This is a genomic window from Ruegeria sp. R8_1, assembly GCF_017743815.1.
In the GTDB taxonomy this organism is placed as follows: Bacteria; Pseudomonadota; Alphaproteobacteria; order Rhodobacterales; family Rhodobacteraceae; genus Ruegeria; species Ruegeria lacuscaerulensis_A.
Map to the genome: position 1 here is coordinate 452,676 of NZ_JAGHRL010000001.1, position 14,836 is coordinate 467,511.

The 14,836-nt window shown below is 59.5% G+C and carries 16 protein-coding genes; 10 read left to right on the forward strand and 6 right to left on the reverse strand.

Features of this window, described 5'->3' with window-relative positions:
- Positions 1-15 precede the first annotated feature (15 nt).
- From secD to J7380_RS02300, 9 genes are all read left to right on the forward strand, one after another.
- A complete protein-coding gene (gene secD / locus J7380_RS02260) occupies positions 16-1,677 on the forward strand; it encodes a protein translocase subunit SecD (RefSeq protein ID WP_209194300.1) in 1,662 nt (553 codons plus the stop codon).
- A 2-nt stretch (positions 1,678-1,679) separates the two neighbouring features.
- On the forward strand, positions 1,680-2,648 hold the full coding sequence (gene secF, locus J7380_RS02265; protein WP_209194301.1) for a protein translocase subunit SecF: 969 nt from the start codon (positions 1,680-1,682) through the stop codon (positions 2,646-2,648).
- Positions 2,629-3,387: a TSUP family transporter gene (locus J7380_RS02270; protein WP_209194302.1), complete on the forward strand. Its 759-nt coding sequence runs from the start codon at positions 2,629-2,631 to the stop codon at positions 3,385-3,387. The genes secF and J7380_RS02270 overlap by 20 nt, the downstream gene beginning before the upstream one ends.
- Positions 3,388-3,396: 9 nt before the next feature.
- Positions 3,397-3,750: an Mth938-like domain-containing protein gene (locus J7380_RS02275; protein WP_209194303.1), complete on the forward strand. Its 354-nt coding sequence runs from the start codon at positions 3,397-3,399 to the stop codon at positions 3,748-3,750.
- A gap of 146 nt (positions 3,751-3,896) precedes the next feature.
- Positions 3,897-4,511, forward strand: coding sequence for a heme ABC exporter ATP-binding protein CcmA (gene ccmA, locus J7380_RS02280; RefSeq protein WP_209194304.1), 615 nt, complete (start codon positions 3,897-3,899; stop codon positions 4,509-4,511).
- A complete protein-coding gene (gene ccmB / locus J7380_RS02285; RefSeq protein ID WP_170354554.1) occupies positions 4,508-5,164 on the forward strand; it encodes a heme exporter protein CcmB in 657 nt (218 codons plus the stop codon). Before ccmA ends, ccmB begins: the two co-directional genes overlap by 4 nt.
- Before the next feature lie 61 nt (positions 5,165-5,225).
- Entirely contained in the window at positions 5,226-5,999 is a 774-nt protein-coding gene (locus J7380_RS02290) for a heme ABC transporter permease (protein ID WP_209194305.1), read from the forward strand.
- The gene (gene ccmD, locus J7380_RS02295) at positions 5,996-6,154 is read left to right on the forward strand and encodes a heme exporter protein CcmD (RefSeq protein WP_170354552.1); all 159 of its coding nucleotides are present in this window, start codon (positions 5,996-5,998) and stop codon (positions 6,152-6,154) included. Before J7380_RS02290 ends, ccmD begins: the two co-directional genes overlap by 4 nt.
- On the forward strand, positions 6,147-6,686 hold the full coding sequence (locus J7380_RS02300) for a DsbE family thiol:disulfide interchange protein (protein ID WP_209194306.1): 540 nt from the start codon (positions 6,147-6,149) through the stop codon (positions 6,684-6,686). The genes ccmD and J7380_RS02300 overlap by 8 nt, the downstream gene beginning before the upstream one ends.
- Before the next feature lie 106 nt (positions 6,687-6,792).
- Here the strand turns inward: J7380_RS02300 and acnA are convergent, their stop codons facing one another.
- On the reverse strand, positions 6,793-9,483 hold the full coding sequence (gene acnA, locus J7380_RS02305; RefSeq protein WP_209194307.1) for an aconitate hydratase AcnA: 2,691 nt from the start codon (positions 9,481-9,483) through the stop codon (positions 6,793-6,795).
- 246 nt (positions 9,484-9,729) lie between these two features.
- On the opposite strand from acnA, the gene J7380_RS02310 reads away from it, so the two are divergent.
- A complete protein-coding gene (locus tag J7380_RS02310) occupies positions 9,730-10,431 on the forward strand; it encodes a DUF1223 domain-containing protein (protein WP_170354549.1) in 702 nt (233 codons plus the stop codon).
- On the opposite strand, the gene J7380_RS02315 is transcribed toward J7380_RS02310, so the two are convergent.
- The 5 genes from J7380_RS02315 to purB all read right to left on the reverse strand — a co-directional run bounded on the left by J7380_RS02315 (position 10,432) and on the right by purB (position 14,834).
- On the reverse strand, positions 10,432-11,355 hold the full coding sequence (locus J7380_RS02315; protein ID WP_209194308.1) for a lysophospholipid acyltransferase family protein: 924 nt from the start codon (positions 11,353-11,355) through the stop codon (positions 10,432-10,434).
- A gap of 94 nt (positions 11,356-11,449) precedes the next feature.
- Entirely contained in the window at positions 11,450-12,541 is a 1,092-nt protein-coding gene (locus J7380_RS02320) for a FliG C-terminal domain-containing protein (RefSeq protein WP_209194309.1), read from the reverse strand.
- 68 nt (positions 12,542-12,609) lie between these two features.
- Positions 12,610-13,152 (reverse strand): hypothetical protein, encoded by a 543-nt coding sequence (locus J7380_RS02325; protein WP_170354546.1) that lies wholly within the window; start codon positions 13,150-13,152, stop codon positions 12,610-12,612.
- A 103-nt stretch (positions 13,153-13,255) separates the two neighbouring features.
- Complete coding sequence (locus J7380_RS02330) at positions 13,256-13,408, reverse strand: adenylosuccinate lyase (RefSeq protein WP_209194310.1); 153 nt, start codon at positions 13,406-13,408, stop codon at positions 13,256-13,258.
- Positions 13,409-13,529: 121 nt separating this feature from the next.
- The gene (purB, locus tag J7380_RS02335; protein ID WP_209194311.1) at positions 13,530-14,834 is read right to left on the reverse strand and encodes an adenylosuccinate lyase; all 1,305 of its coding nucleotides are present in this window, start codon (positions 14,832-14,834) and stop codon (positions 13,530-13,532) included.
- Between the last annotated feature and the right edge of the window lie 2 nt (positions 14,835-14,836).

Genomic DNA, 14,836 nt, shown 5'->3' on the forward strand with positions numbered 1-14,836 from the left:
TGAAAAGGCAGGGTAATGCTGCAAATTGATACCTGGAAGCGGGTTCTGATCTGGTCGGTCTGCGTGATCGGCCTGCTCTTGGCCCTGCCGAATGCGTTCTACACGCGCGTCGAGCAATCCAATGATGCCAAAGCCGCGATCGAGCTTGGCATCGACACCCCAGACATGCAAACCGAGGCGGCGCAGTGGCCGAATTGGCTGCCGTCCTCGCTGGTCAATCTGGGGCTGGACCTGCGCGGCGGCGCGCATCTTTTGGCCGAGGTCAAGGTTCAGGACGTCTACGAATCCCGCATGGATGCCATGTGGCCGGAAATCCGCGACGCTTTGCGCGATGAGCGGGCTACGGTTGGCACGATCCGCCGTCAGGACTCGGCCCCTGACGAGATTCGCGTGCGCATCAGCCAGCCCGAGGGGATGGCCCGTGCTCTTGAGGTCGTGCGCGGTTTGGCCCGTCAGGTCCAGACGCTTTCGGGCGTTGGCGCGACGGATATCGAAGCCCGCGCCGAGGGTGACACTATCGTTGTGCAACTGTCGGATGCCGAAAAGCTGGCCTCAGACGACCGTACCGTGCGCCAATCGCTTGAGATCATCCGCCGCCGGATTGATGAGGTCGGCACCCGCGAGCCCACGATTCAACGCCAGGGCGCGGATCGTATCCTGATTCAGGTGCCAGGCATCGGCTCGGCGGGAGAGCTGAAGGACATCATCGGCACGACCGCCCAACTGACCTTCAACCCCGTCGGCGGTCGCACCACCGACGCAGATGCAACGCCGGGTATCGGGCAGGAAGTTGTGCCCTCGATTGACGAAGAGGGCGTGTATTACATCATCGACTCGGCCCCCGTTGTGACGGGTGAGGAGCTGGTGGATGCCCAGCCCGCGTTCGATCAGAACGGTCGTCCGGCGGTCAACTTCCGGTTCAACACCTCGGGCGCGCGTAAATTCGGCGACTATACGCTGGAAAATATCGGCGCCCCGTTTGCGATTGTGCTGGATGATGAGGTGATCTCGGCGCCTGTGATCCAGAGCCACATTCCGGGCGGGTCGGGCATCATCACCGGTAATTTTACCGTCGAGGAAAGCACCAATCTGGCCGTCCTGCTGCGCGCAGGCGCGCTGCCTGCTGGGCTGGACTTCCTGGAAGAGCGCACCATCGGCCCAGAGCTGGGGCAAGATAGCATTGACGCCGGTAAAGTGGCGACCATCGTGGCCTTTGTGGCCGTGCTGGTCTTTATGGCGCTCAGCTATGGGCTGTTCGGTATCTTCGCCAATATTGCGTTGATACTGAACGTCGGGCTGCTGTTTGGTCTTCTATCACTGATCGGGGCGACGCTGACTCTGCCGGGGATCGCGGGGATCGTGCTGACCGTCGGTATGGCAGTGGATGCCAACGTGCTGATCTTTGAACGTATCCGCGAGGAACTGAAATCCGCCAAAGGTCCGGCGCGTGCGATTGAACTGGGTTATGAAAAGGCACTGTCGGCCATTCTGGACGCGAACGTCACCACATTCATCACGGCGACGATCCTCTTTGCCATGGGCAGCGGGCCGGTGCGCGGTTTTGCCATCACTCTGGGTCTGGGTATCCTCACCTCGGTCTTCACCGCGATCTTCGTGACGCGCCTGATGATCGTGATGTGGTTCGAACGCCGCCGCCCGAAAACGATCGAGGTTTGATCATGAGACTGAAACTTGTCCCGCAGGAAACCTCGTTCGATTTCTTCAGCCGGTGGAAGATCTGGCTGGGGATTTCCGGCCTGATGATGGTCGTGGCCTTCACGTCCTTCATGCTGCAAGGTCTGAACTTCGGCATCGACTTCCGGGGCGGCACCACGATCCGCACCCAATCCGCACAGGAGATCGACGTCGGCGCCTATCGCGACGCCATCGCGCCGCTGGAATTGGGCGATGTCACCATCACCGAGATTTTCGACCCAACCTTTGGCGAAGACGAAAACGTCGCCATGATCCGCATTCAGGCGCAGGCCGATGCCGAGGCGGTCTCGGCCGCGACGGTAACGGCTGTGGAAGAGGCATTGAAGGCAGCAGCCCCCGATATTCAATTCGTGTCGGTCGAATCCGTCGGCCCCAAAGTCTCGGGTGAGTTGATCCAGACTGCCGTAATCGCTGTGGTTCTCGCCATCGGGGCCGTGCTTGTCTATATCTGGCTGCGCTTCGAATGGCAGTTCGCCTTGGGCGCGGTAGCCGCGCTTGTGCATGACGTGATCCTGACCATCGGTATTTTCTCGGAACTGCAAATCCGCTTCGATCTGGCCATCATCGCGGCGCTGCTGACCATCGTGGGTTATTCACTGAACGATACTGTGGTTGTCTTCGACCGCGTGCGTGAAAACCTGCGCAAGTACAAGAAGAAAGACCTGAAAGAGGTGCTGAACATCTCAATCAACGAGACCCTCAGCCGGACGGTCATGACCTCGGTCACAACCCTGCTGGCGCTGATCTCGCTGTACGTGCTGGGCGGAGACGTCATCCGCGGCTTTGTCTTTGCGATGATCTGGGGCGTGATCGTGGGGACCTATTCCTCGGTCTTCGTGGCCTCGACCATCTTGCTGTGGCTGGGGGTCAAACGCGACTGGTCCAAGCCGTCGAATACGGCGGGCAACCAGTTTGCAAACGTCGACGCCTGATCTTTTCGGCCAGTCCACTGTGGGGCTGGCCATCCTTTTATGCGCCGCCTTCCTCAGCGGCCTCGTGCGCGGCTTTTCCGGCTTTGGCACGGCCCTTATCTTCCTGCCTATCGCGACGCCCATTCTGGGCCCGTTCGGCGCGCTGATAGGGCTGACCATCATGGACATCTTCGGCCCGCTCCCCAACCTGCGTCGTGCGTGGCGCGAGGTTGAGCGGGGCGATCTGATCCGCCTTGTGGCTGGATGCGCGCTGATCTTACCGGCTGGGCTTTGGGTGCTGACGCAAGTTGACCCGGATGTGTTTCGGTACGCGGTCAGCCTGCTGGCCCTTGCGATGTTGGCTATTTTGATCTTGGGCCTGCGCTATCACGGTCCTGTCAGCCGTGCGATGGTGGCCGGGATCGGCTGCGCGGCAGGGTTTCTGGGCGGAGTCGCGGGCTTGCCAGGCCCCATCGTGATCCTGTTTTACATGTCCCGTCCGCTGCCCGTGGCCGTCATCCGCGCCACGATCCTTCTGTTCCTGTTCGCGTTTGACTTCCTGCTGTTCGGCTATCTGACCGGAATGGGCCGCGTGACCCTCGCGGCCGCGCTGCTGGGCCTCATGCTTGCCATACCCAATCTGATCGGCAACTGGCTGGGCGGGAAATTGTTCCGCCCCGAATACGAGCGGCTCTACCGCGCGGCTGCATATGTCGCGATTGCGCTTGCCGCCTTGTCGGGCCTGCCACTTTGGGGCTAAAACCCCACCATGCGATTGAACGAGATCACCTATACCAACGCCACCCCGATAGACGGCTACGGCCCCGGCTTTTTTCGCATCGGCGGACAGGTCCACGATGGTCCGGTTCTAACCGGCCCAAGCGGAACAACCGGGTGGAACGGGTATGACGACCAAACACCTCTGCTGAACCTCGCCGATCATATCGACGTGCTGTTCATCGGCACCGGTGCCGAGCTGACCCATATCTCGGCCACCCTGCGCCGCACGCTCGAAGACGCAGGCATCGGCGTCGAGATCATGAATTCCCCGGCCGCCTGCCGCACCTACAATGTGCTGTTGTCTGAGGGTCGCCGTATCGCGCTGGCCGCACTCCCTGTCTGAAGGATCCTCCTTCATCTGGCCATAAATTCCTCGGGGAGCGTGAGGGGCTGGCCCCCCATTCCTGACCTGACCACACAAAGCCACCGCTAAAGCTCTGCGGCAATTCCCACCTTTTGTCCGTCCCCACAATCCGTTAAGCGAGCGATATGACACTGACCGTGACCGATCTGGCCATTACGCGTGGCGGCATTCCCGTGCTCGAAGGGCTCAGCTTTACGCTGCCTGCCGGCAAAGCGCTGATCCTGCGCGGCCCCAATGGGATCGGCAAAACAACCCTTCTACGTACGCTGGCCGGATTACAACCTCCGCTGCATGGCCGCATCGAAGGGGCCGAGGATCAGATTGCCTATGCCTCACATTCCGACGGGCTGAAACCCACGTTGACTGTTGTCGAGAACCTTAACTTCTGGGCCTCGGTCTTTGGCACGCAAGGCATACAAATGGCGCTGGACGCTTTTGCCCTGAATGATCTGGCCGACCGCCACGCAGGCAACCTGTCGGCTGGGCAGAAACGACGCTTGGGGCTGGCGCGGATGCTGGTTACGGGGCGGCCGATCTGGATGCTGGACGAGCCCACCGTCTCGCTGGACCAAAACGCGGTGAAAATGTTCGCCGACGCGGTACGCACGCATCTGGGGCAGGGGGGCTCGGCCCTGATTGCCACCCATATCAACCTCGGCCTGGATGGAGAGGTTCTGGATGTCGGCCCCAACAAGGCCAAACCCAAACCCATCGACGACTTCGACGGAGGTTTCCTGTGATCGCCCTGCTGTTGCGTGACCTGAAACTGGCGCTGCGCGCGGGCGGCGGGTTCGGCCTTGGTCTAGCCTTCTTCCTGATTGTGACCGTATTGGTGCCGTTCTCAGTGGGGCCGCAATCCTCGCTGCTCTCGACCATCGCGCCGGGTATCCTGTGGCTGGGCGCTCTGCTGGCCTGCCTGCTGTCGTTGGACCGCCTGCTGGCGCTGGATTGGGAAGACGGCTCGCTAGACCTGCTGGCCACGGCACCACTGCCACTGGAATCGGTGGTGACGATCAAGGCGTTGGCCCATTGGCTGACCACCGGCCTGCCACTGGTTCTGGCCGCGCCTTTTCTGGGCGTGCTGCTGAACCTGCCGGTGCCGGGGTTCTCGTGGCTTGTGATCTCACTGCTGATCGGCACTCCGGCCATGAGCGTCATCGGCACCTTCGGCGCTGCCCTGACCGTCGGCCTGAAGCGTGGCGGTTTGCTGCTGTCGCTGCTGGTCCTGCCGCTTTACGTCCCCACGCTGATCTTCGGCGCCGAAGTGGCCCGCCGAGGCGCTACGGGGATGGAAACCCAGACCCCACTGCTCATGCTGGCGGGGATCACTGCCGCCACTATTGCGTTGCTGCCGTTTGCCAGCGCCGCCGTTTTGCGTATCAACCTTCGGTGACGTGCTCAAACTTTGACTGAGGTCAATTGAGAACACGCCCGACTCGGACTAGATAAGGCCCATGTCTATCGCAGCCAAAGCCAACGCCCTCTGGGAATACGCCAATCCGCGCAAGTTCCTTGCCACCAGTGAACGTGTGATGCCGTTTTTCTGGATTACGTCCATCGCCTGCATCGTGGTGGGGCTAATCTGGGGGTTCTTCTTCACGCCCGATGATTACAAACAGGGCTCGACCGTCAAGATCATATACCTGCACGTCCCGGCGGCGCTGATGGCGATCAATTGCTGGCTGATGATGCTGGCGACCTCGCTGGTCTGGCTGGTGCGTCGCCACCATGTCAGTGCTCTGGCGGCCCGCGCGGCCGCGCCCATTGGCATCGTCATGACGCTGATCGCACTGGCGACGGGCGCGATTTGGGGTCAGCCCATGTGGGGCACATGGTGGGCCTGGGACCCGCGCCTGACCTCATTCCTGATCCTGTTCCTGTTCTACCTGGGCTACGTCGCCCTGTGGGAAGCGATCGAAGACTCTGATACCGCCGCCGATCTGACCTCGGTTCTATGTCTAGTGGGATCCGTCTTTGCGCTCCTCAGCCGCTATGCGGTGAATTTCTGGAATCAGGGGCTACATCAGGGTGCGTCCGTGATGCGGGCTGCCGCAGTGACCGGTGCAGATACCGAGGAAAAGGTCAGCAATATCTATTTCTATCCGCTGCTTCTGTGCATGATCGGGTTTGTCCTGCTGTTCATTGCGCTGGTGCTGTATCGCACGGGTACGGAAATCCGCGCGCGCCGGATCAAGGCGCTGCTGGCACGGGAAAGGGTAAACGGATGATCCCTGATCTTGGAAAATACGCCGACACGGTGATGTGGTCCTATGTCGTCTCGATTGCTTTGCTGGTCGCGTTGATCGTGTTCAGCGTGATGCGAGGCCGAAAAGTCCGCGCCGAGATGGAGAAGGTCGAGCAAAGGATGACGCGCAATGGCTAAAATCTCACCTCTGATGGTTGCGCCGCCGTTGATCTTTGGGGCGTTCGCCGTGCTCGCCGCCGTAGGAATGTTTCGCGACGATCCAAACGCGCTCCCCTCAGCCCGCGAAGGACAAACCGCACCGCCGGTTGTATTGACACAGTTCGAGGGCAAACCAAATTTCGACGATGCCACCCTGCGCGATGGTGAAGTCAAGCTGGTCAACTATTGGGCCAGTTGGTGTGCGCCCTGCCGGGTTGAGCATCCGAACCTGCAGGCGCTGTCCGACGAAGGCATCCCGGTCTACGGCATCAACTACAAGGACCAGTTGGACAATGCCGAAGGCTTCCTGACTGAACTGGGTGATCCCTATGCGGGAATTGGGCGTGATGAACAGGGCCGCATGGGGCTGGACTGGGGCGTCTACGGCGTGCCGGAAACCTATGTGATCGACGGCGAGGGTACGATCATTCTGCGCTTTGCCGGTCCGATCACGCAACGGGTGATCGAAAGTACGATCCGCCCGGCATTGAAAAAGGCGGGAGCCAACTAGAACCCGCCCCTTCTTCTGCTCAAAAACACTTCGGAGCGGGGGCAGAGCCTCGCAAAACAAAAGGACGCCTGCAGGCGTCCTTTCTCTTTTCAGCTCTGGCCTCAGATCACCCCGCCTTGGCGAGATTCCGCAGCACGTAATGCAGCACACCGCCGTTTTCGATGTATTCGATCTCGGGCGCGGTATCGATGCGGCACTTCAGGGTGATGGCCTTCTCGGACCCGTCTGCATAGGTGATGGTGCAGGGCACCTCTTGCAGCGGCTCAACACTGTCCAGCCCGGTGATCGAGACCGTCTCATCCCCCGTCAGACCCAGCGACTTGCGGGTATCGCCGCCGGTGAATTCCAGCGGAATAACACCCATCCCCACAAGGTTCGAGCGGTGGATACGCTCAAAGCTTTCGGCGATCACCGCCTTCACCCCCAGCAGAGCCGTCCCCTTGGCCGCCCAGTCGCGGCTGGAGCCTGCGCCATATTGCTCGCCGCCGAACACCACCAGCGGCGTACCTTCGGCCTGATAGGCCATCGACGCCTCATAGACCGAGGTCTGCTGCCCATCCGGCCCCTTGGTATAGCCACCTTCAACGCCATCCAGCATCTCGTTCTTGATGCGGATATTGGCGAAGGTGCCGCGCATCATGACCTCATGGTTGCCCCGGCGCGACCCGTAGGAGTTGAACTCGCGCGGTTGCACCTGACGGTCGGTCAGATATTTGCCCGCAGGCGTCTGCGTGGCAAATGACCCGGCGGGCGAGATGTGGTCGGTTGTCACCATATCGCCAAGGATCAGCAGCACCTTGGCCCCGTCGATGTTTGAAATCGTGCCCGGCTCGGGGCTCATGCCCTGAAAATAGGGCGGGTTCTGGATATAGGTCGATGTGGGCGGCCAGTCATAGGTTTCCTGCTGGGGCACCTCGACGTCTTGCCATTTCTCGTCGCCTTTGAAGACATCGGCATATTTCGATTGGAACGCCTCGCGGGTGACAGTTTGCTGGACCAACTCGGCAATCTCGCTTTGGGTGGGCCAGATGTCTTTCATGAAGACGTCATTGCCGTCCTTGTCCTGCCCGATCGGTTCCGAAGTCAGGTCGATATCCATCGTTCCCGCCAGCGCATAGACCACCACCAGAGGCGGCGACGCCAGATAGTTGGCGCGTACATCCGGCGAAATCCGCCCCTCAAAGTTGCGGTTGCCCGACAGGACCGAGGTGGCGACCAGATCGCCCTCGGCAATAGCCTCGGACAGTTCTTTCTGGATGGGCCCCGAGTTGCCGATGCAGGTGGTGCAGCCATAGCCCACAAGGTTAAAGCCGATCTTGTCCAGATCGGCCTGCAGACCGGCGGCCTCAAGATAGGCCGACACAACCTGCGACCCCGGCGCGAGCGAGGTCTTGACCCATGGCTTGCGGTCCAACCCCAACGCGGCGGCCTTGCGGGCCACAAGCCCTGCGCCGATCATCACATAAGGGTTCGAGGTGTTGGTACATGAGGTGATCGAGGCGATCACGACCTTGCCCGATTCCAACGTGTAGTCTTCGCCTTTGACGGGCACTTCCTTGCCCATCGGGCGCTTGAACGTCTCGGCCATTTCACGCTCGAACGCGGATTTGGCGTCGGTCAGGGCGACGTAATCCTGCGGTCGTTTGGGTCCCGAGATCGCCGGAACGATGGTGCCCATATCAAGGCTCAGAGTATCGGTGTAGATCGGGTTGTAATTCTCATCCCGCCAGAACCCGTTTTCCTTGGCATAGGCTTCGACCAGCGCCAGACGGTCCTCATCCCGGCCGGTGTTGCGCATATAGCGCAGGGTCTCGCCGTCGATCGGGAAGAAGCCACAAGTCGCGCCATATTCGGGGGCCATGTTTGCAATGGTCGCCCGGTCGGCCAGCGGCAGACGGTCGAGACCCTCGCCAAAGAATTCGACGAATTTGCCCACCACGCCCTTTTCGCGCAGCATTTCCACGACCTTCAGCACCAGATCGGTGCCGGTGGTGCCTTCGACCATTGCGCCGGTCAGTTCAAAGCCCACAACCTCGGGGATCAGCATCGAGATCGGCTGACCCAACATCGCCGCCTCAGCCTCGATCCCGCCGACGCCCCAGCCCAAAACGGCCATGCCGTTAACCATGGTGGTGTGGCTGTCAGTGCCGACCAGCGTGTCGGGGTAGGCGACCTCATCCCCGTTCTGGTCGGTGTCCGTCCAGACGGTTTGGGCCAGATATTCCAGGTTCACCTGATGGCAGATGCCGGTGCCGGGGGGCACAACGCGGAAGTTGTTGAACGCGGACTGCCCCCATTTCAGGAACTGGTAGCGTTCCATGTTCCGCTCATATTCACGGTCCACATTCATCTGGAACGCGCGCGGGTTGCCGAATTCATCGATCATGACCGAGTGGTCGATGACCAGATCGACCGGGTTCAGCGGGTTGATCTTTTGCGCGTCACCGCCCAAGCCCTTGATCCCGTCGCGCATCGCGGCCAGATCGACCACCGCCGGAACGCCGGTGAAATCCTGCATCAATACGCGGGCCGGACGATAGGCGATCTCACGTGGGTTTTTGCCGCCATTGCTGGCCCATTCGCCAAACGCCTTAATGTCATCGACCGAGACGGAAAAGCCCGCATCCTCGAACCGCAGCATATTTTCCAGCACCACTTTCAGGGCGGCAGGCAAGCGCGAGAAATCGCCAAGCCCGGCCTCTTGCGCGGCAGGGATTGAATAATAGGCAATGGACTTGCCATTCACGCTTAGGCTGCGGCGTGTCTTGGCGGTGTCCTGTCCGGTTTTGATGGGCATCAGGTGGCCTCCCTCTCAAATGACTTGGAAATTGGGATTCGCTATGGGTTTTCTGTAGCATGATTGTCTCCTGTTTGGGCGCAGGAAACCGTTCCCATTTATCTTGTATGCGGTGGTATGCAATTCAAGAGGCTTCTGTTGCGGTTTCTCAAGAAACCTTGATTGGTGGGTGAAGCGCAAAGAATGGTACACCATTCACGCAGGTTATCGCATCCAGACATAATAGTTATCAGCCCGAGGTCAGATATGATCAGAACCGCCGCCGTTGCCTCTTTGCTTTCACTTGTTTTGACCGCTCCTGTAGCGGCCGAAAGCGACCCGGTCGTGATCGAGCTGTTCACCTCACAAGGTTGTTCGTCCTGCCCGCCTGCCGACAAGCTTATGCACGAGCTGGTCAAGCGCGACGATGTGATCGGTCTGGCCCTGCATGTGGATTACTGGGATTACATCGGTTGGGAGGATGAATATGCCAAGCCCGACCATACCTTGCGCCAGCGGGCCTATGCCCGTTGGGGGGGGCGCTCGATGATTTACACGCCGCAGATGGTCATCAACGGTCAGCAAGATGTTGTCGGCGCGAAATCGCAAGAGCTTGAACGGATCATCGACGCCCATCTGACCGCCGCGCCCGAGGCCGAGGTCGTGGCCGCACGTGTTGGAAACGAAGTGACTGTGGATGTCACCCCAGTCGACCTGCCAGGTGGCGGGACCTACGACGTGCGGGTGGTGCAGTATTCACCCATGCGCCATGCCTCGATCCGTCGCGGAGAGCTGGCGGGGCATGAGCTTGACTATGCCAATGTGGTCGAAGCCTGGCAGATGGCCGGGAAATGGGATGGGGTCGCGCCGCAGCAGTTTTCGGCGCAGCTGACATCGGATTTGCCCGCGGTCGTTCTGGTGCAGATGGCCGGACACGGCCCGATTGTTGCGGCCGCTAAGGTCAAGTAATCAGGGCATGTCCTCAGGCTGCACACCCAGCCCATTCCAGGTTTTCCACCGGCGGTGAATCCAGAACCACTGACCCATGTTCCTGCGAACCATGGCCTCAAGATCGTCATTGGTGAACTGAGTCATGGTTCTTGGGTCGGTGTGCTCGACCGGGTCGTGCAGCACGATTTCGAAATCAATACCGTTAGGTTGGCGTACAGCATAGCAAGGGATCAAAACGGCGTTGTATTTCATCGCCAATTCCGCATTCAGCACCGAAGTGACAGCGGGTTTTCCGAAAAACGTCAACTCTTCACCGCCATGCGCGTGGAGATCGGACACAATCGCAATGATCCCGCCTTTCTTAAGCGTGCGAACCATTTCGACCATACCACGGCGACCCTGTTCGAACATCGGGGCGCCGGTCTTGTAGAAAGCATCGACATACATATCGTTGAAGTACGGATTCGCCATACGGCGATACAGGCATCCAATGGGTTGCCCGCTGCGGGTTTGTAGGGCTATCCGCGCGGCAAGGTAATGCCCAAAATGCGCCGTGATCATCATCACCGGCTTGCCTTGTGCAACCGCGTCGTCAAACGCGGCGATACCAGGACCAGAAATCTTGGCGTGGCTTTGGCGTTCGGTGAAGCCTTCGGGCGAAAAATGCTCCATTATTGCGCGCCCGGCATTGTCGGGTACTGCCTTGCAGATCCGGCTGACCTCTTCTTCCGGCAGCTCCGGGCAGGTCAGCTTGAGGTTGGTTCTTACGCGTTTTGTAAAGCCGACCACAGGAGCCAGAGCGCGCATGAGCGCGCCCATGGTTGCTATCCGCCGCTCGTAGGGTAACAGCCGCATCGCACTGATCACGCCTTTCAGGAAAAGACCGGTCACATAGTATTGGCCAAGCTCAAAACGGCTGAGTTCAGACTTTTCAACGGGCATTCAGAGGTCTCGGCGGCTGCTTCCATTTGGATGTCAGACATACAAGCCGATGGTCGCAACCACAAGCGTTCAGCGAAACACGCTGAAGGCAGGGTCATTCTTCGGTTTCGTCTTCCACCAAAGAGATCGCACCGTCGTCCACCAGGGCGCGAATGGCGCCGACAATTTGCGTCATGGCGTCTTCACCTTCTGCCTGTTTGACCTTGCCGCGCTCAGCCATTTCCTCGCGCAGATTGTCTGCCATCCGCGAAGACATGTTGGTCAGAAGATATTCGACCGAGGCCTTGTCGCCTTCGGTATCAGCCCCTGCAAGGGCGGTGACAAGGACGGGTTGGTCGACACTCCGCAAGACTGCAGGAACATCCCTGGGCAAGATGCGGGCAGGGATATGGGCGAAGGTGAAAATTGATTGCCGCACGAGGCTGGCAAAATCGGAATCTTCTTCGTCCAGCGCCGTTAGCAGGCCATCGCGAGTGGACGCAGCAGATTGATTTAGGATAGCGCCGACCCGTTCTCCGGGGCCGTCGTTAAAGGCGGTTGCTGGTCGTTGATCAAGCTGCGCTGCCAGAGACCAGCCAATCCGTTCAACAGCCTCGGGCGTGATATTGGTGGTTTTTGACACGGCGTAAGTGATGCGCCGCGCCACGGGGCCGGGCAGATGCCCCAGCATTTGCGCAGCCTTGGCGGTTTCCAGTTTGGACAGCATGACAGCGGCGATTTCGATGCTTTCGGCCTGCGCGATCTGAGCCAGATCTTCGGCCGGAATTTCCCTGAGACGCTGCCACGGATCACCGACTTGGCGTACACCCGCCACTTTGCGCAATCGTGCCGCTGTTGCCGGAGCGATCTTGCCGTTCACGGCGTCCAATGCGCCCGCCAACCCGTGAGGGAATGACAGGCCGATACTTTCCAGAGCCTCGGCAAACTCGGCAGCGACGGCGTCCAGTGTTACGCGATCCACCAGCCCCATTTGCCCCAGCTGATGAGTCAGTTTTTCCTGTAGCTCGTCGGGAAGCTCCTCCAAGGGAATGTCGGCACCTTCGTTCAGCAATAGCCTGACAACGACGGCAGCCTTTTCCCGGCTGCTGAGTGCGCGTGGTACAACGCGCGGGGCATCGTCAACACTGTCGCTTGCGGAAGGTGTGGCCCCTGATGCCACCTGTATCAATGTGTTTGTGTCCTGCATCTGCCTGCGGTGCCAAATTGCTGTTCCGCAGGCAGACTACAGAGAGTCGGGTAAAGAAAAGCTGAAGCTTAGTAGTTGAAGGTCAGCCCGGTGCGGATCGCCTCGCGCAGGGATGCCTCGGCCCAAGTACCCTCTCCACCGCGTGCCTTGATCTCGCGCCATTGTTCGATGGCCAGATCAGTTTTACCCGCGGCCACAAAGCCCTGCGCCATATAGGACCGTGCAAGAATGTTGTCAGGGTTCGTCTTGATGGCGTCCTGGTAATAGGCATTTGCCAGTTCCAGCTTACCCATCTTGCGGAAGGTAAAGCCCCAATAGGTCTGCACGCGATCATCGTCCTGATCCATGATGCGCAGAATGCTTTGGGCATTTTCAAACTGTCCGTCATACGCAAGTTCGCGCACTGCACTATACAGTTCGTCTTCCGAAAAGCTGGTTTTGTCGGGCTTTACGCAACGGCCACGATCTTTGTCATACACCCGACCAAACAGGCATTTCTTCGTCGTGTTCGTTGTTTTGGGGGGACGGGTGTCATTTCCACCCGCTGCATACACGGCGGGTGCGAATGCAAATGCCTGAAGGGCAATGGCAGAAGCTAGTACGAGGCGCATATTCCTACTCCGTTCTCTGGGCTGTTCTGATCAATCATAGTGCGATCTGACAAAAAGCTAACAACCGCAGGCTCGCTTTTATTCACGAGTAGGAAATAATTTCTTAGCCGCTGACGTTTTCTTTACAGCTGTGGCTTACCGCGTCCCAAGAGGTTCCGGGCGCACAGGACTGTGTTTGTTCCGTGTGCGAACCGCAAGCCAAAGCGGCAGTGGTCGAACTTGCCAGCGCCAACGCGCAGATAAGAGAGCGGATCATTGTGTTTCTCCTGATTGGAAATACACAAGCATACTATCTGAATTTGGTCGAATTTTCAAAAGAACAAGGCCCGGATCCGCCAATGCAGTCCGGGCCTTTGAAAGGATTGATATTAGTCAGCTCACTCGCCGAAGACGCGGGCGAAGATCGTGTCTACATGTTTGGTGTGATAACCAAGGTCGAATTTTTCTTCGATTTCTTCAGGGCTCAGCGCAGCGGTGACATCGGGGTCAGCCAGCAGTTCCTCTTTGAAATCGGTGCGGTGTTCCCAAACCTTCAACGCGTTGCGCTGAACCATGGCATAGGCGTCTTCGCGGCTGACACCAGCCTGTGTCAGGGCCAGCAGTACACGCTGGCTCATCACCAGGCCGGGGAACTTGTTCATGTTCTCGAGCATGTTCTCGGGGAAGATCAGCATCTTGTCGATCACCCCAGTCAGACGGGCCAGCGCAAAATCCAGAGTGATCGTCGCATCGGGCCCGATCATCCGTTCAACCGAGGAATGCGAGATATCGCGTTCATGCCAAAGGGCCACATTCTCCATCGCCGGGATTACGGCAGCGCGCACCATGCGGGCCAGACCGGTCAGGTTCTCGGTCAGGACCGGGTTTTTCTTATGCGGCATGGCCGACGAGCCCTTTTGGCCCATCGAGAAGAACTCGGCCCCCTCCAGCACCTCGGTCCGCTGCATGTGGCGGATTTCGATGGCAATGTTTTCGATGCTGCTGGCGATGACGCCTAGCGTGGCAAAGAACGCTGCGTGACGGTCGCGCGGGATGACCTGCGTGCTGATCGGTTCGGGGACCAAGCCCAGCTGGTCGCAGACATGTTCTTCGACACGCGGGTCGATATTGGCGAAGGTGCCGACGGCACCGCTGATCGCGCCGGTTGCGATTTCGGCGCGGGCATCGCGCATCCGCGACAGGTTGCGGTCCATTTCGGCGTAGAAGCGCGCAAAGGTCAGACCCATGGTGGTGGGCTCTGCGTGGATGCCGTGGCTGCGACCAATACGGACGGTGTCTTTGTGCTCGATCGCGCGACGCTTCAGAGCGGTCAGCAGGCCTTCGAGGTCGGCGATCAGCAGATCAGCGGCGCGGGTCAGTTGGACGTTCAGGCAGGTGTCCAGCACGTCCGAAGACGTCATGCCCTGATGCACGAAACGGGCCTCTTCGCTACCGACATGCTCGGCCAAATGGGTCAGGAAGGCGATGACGTCGTGCTTGGTGACGGCTTCAATTTCGTCAATGCGAGCGACGTCGAATTCCACGTCCTTGGCTTTCCAGACAGCCTCGGCGTTCTCACGCGGGATGACGCCCAGATCGGCCATGGCGTCACAGGCATGTGCCTCGATCTCGTACCAGATGCGGAACTTGGATTCGGGCGACCAGATGGCGACCATATCGGGGCGGGAATAGCGTGGAATCATTG

Bases quoted from the DNA above. Each gene is read 5' to 3' on its own strand.
- secD (WP_209194300.1), top strand. From the start codon at position 16: ATGCTGCAAATTGATACCTGGAAGCGGGTTCTGATCTGGTCGGTCTGC.
- secF (WP_209194301.1), top strand. From the start codon at position 1,680: ATGAGACTGAAACTTGTCCCGCAGGAAACCTCGTTCGATTTCTTCAGC.
- J7380_RS02275 (WP_209194303.1), top strand. From the start codon at position 3,397: ATGCGATTGAACGAGATCACCTATACCAACGCCACCCCGATAGACGGC.
- ccmA (WP_209194304.1), top strand. From the start codon at position 3,897: ATGACACTGACCGTGACCGATCTGGCCATTACGCGTGGCGGCATTCCC.
- J7380_RS02290 (WP_209194305.1), top strand. From the start codon at position 5,226: ATGTCTATCGCAGCCAAAGCCAACGCCCTCTGGGAATACGCCAATCCG.
- ccmD (WP_170354552.1), top strand. From the start codon at position 5,996: ATGATCCCTGATCTTGGAAAATACGCCGACACGGTGATGTGGTCCTAT.
- J7380_RS02300 (WP_209194306.1), top strand. From the start codon at position 6,147: ATGGCTAAAATCTCACCTCTGATGGTTGCGCCGCCGTTGATCTTTGGG.
- acnA (WP_209194307.1), bottom strand. From the start codon at position 9,483: ATGCCCATCAAAACCGGACAGGACACCGCCAAGACACGCCGCAGCCTA.
- J7380_RS02310 (WP_170354549.1), top strand. From the start codon at position 9,730: ATGATCAGAACCGCCGCCGTTGCCTCTTTGCTTTCACTTGTTTTGACC.
- J7380_RS02315 (WP_209194308.1), bottom strand. From the start codon at position 11,355: ATGCCCGTTGAAAAGTCTGAACTCAGCCGTTTTGAGCTTGGCCAATAC.
- J7380_RS02320 (WP_209194309.1), bottom strand. From the start codon at position 12,541: ATGCAGGACACAAACACATTGATACAGGTGGCATCAGGGGCCACACCT.
- J7380_RS02325 (WP_170354546.1), bottom strand. From the start codon at position 13,152: ATGCGCCTCGTACTAGCTTCTGCCATTGCCCTTCAGGCATTTGCATTC.
- J7380_RS02330 (WP_209194310.1), bottom strand. From the start codon at position 13,408: ATGATCCGCTCTCTTATCTGCGCGTTGGCGCTGGCAAGTTCGACCACT.
- purB (WP_209194311.1), bottom strand. From the start codon at position 14,834: ATGATTCCACGCTATTCCCGCCCCGATATGGTCGCCATCTGGTCGCCC.